The organism is Pseudomonas tremae, assembly GCF_001401155.1.
Lineage (GTDB): Bacteria > Pseudomonadota > Gammaproteobacteria > Pseudomonadales > Pseudomonadaceae > Aquipseudomonas > Aquipseudomonas tremae.
Genome location: NZ_LJRO01000310.1, coordinates 1 through 797 on the forward strand (window position 1 = coordinate 1; position 797 = coordinate 797).

Annotated in this window: 1 protein-coding gene and 1 pseudogene; both read right to left on the minus strand. The window is 55.1% G+C overall.

The annotated features are described in order from the left end of the window. Nucleotides 1-91 (minus strand): annotated as a pseudogene (locus ALO43_RS29150) (GNAT family N-acetyltransferase); the annotation flags it as partial. 24 nt (nucleotides 92-115) lie between these two features. Beyond that, a partial coding sequence (locus ALO43_RS17670; RefSeq protein WP_157062328.1) for a dehydroquinate synthase/iron-containing alcohol dehydrogenase family protein occupies nucleotides 116-797 on the minus strand: 682 nt, incomplete at its 5' end.

Here is a 797-nt window from a genome sequence, read left to right on the forward strand (position 1 = left end):
CTGCAGGATCAAAGTAACGCGGCACGTTGCTGTCGAAAATATCCAGACAGATATTCCGGGCCGAAAGTGTGTAGGGTAAGAGCGTTGCCATTTTTAGCCTGTCTGTTGCGGTTAATCACATTGCCTGACGAAATATCTCCTTAATCTGCTCAAGATCGGCACGACGCGGATTGGTCAGACCGCACGCATCTTTCAGGGCATTGGTGGCCAGGATCGGGAAATCCTCTTCCTTGACGCCAAGCACCGCCAGCCCCGCCGGGATTTCCACGGCAGCCGACAGTGCGCGAATGGCCTCGATTGCCGCCTGAGCACCTTCTTGCGGAGAAAGACCACGAATATTGCAGCCCATTGCATGCGCAACATCAGTCAGGCACGCAGCGCTGACGCTGGCGTTGAAACGCTGAACATGAGGCAACAATACGGCGTTGCACACACCGTGCGGCAAATCATAGAAGCCGCCCAGTTGATGCGCCATGGCGTGTACATAGCCCAATGATGCGTTGTTGAACGCCATGCCGGCCAGAAACTGTGCGTATGCCATGTTCTCGCGTGCAGTAATGTTCGCTCCATTGGTGAAGGCATCGCGCAGATTGTTGGCAATCAGTGCCATGGCCTGCAACGCGCAGGCATCCGTGATCGGATTGGCAGCCGTCGAGACATAGGCCTCTATCGCGTGAGTCAAGGCATCCATACCGGTGGCGGCGGTCAGTGACTTGGGCATGGCAGTCATCATGTTCGGGTCGTTTACGCATATCAGTGGCGTTACGTTACGTTTAATGATGGCCATTTTTACGTGG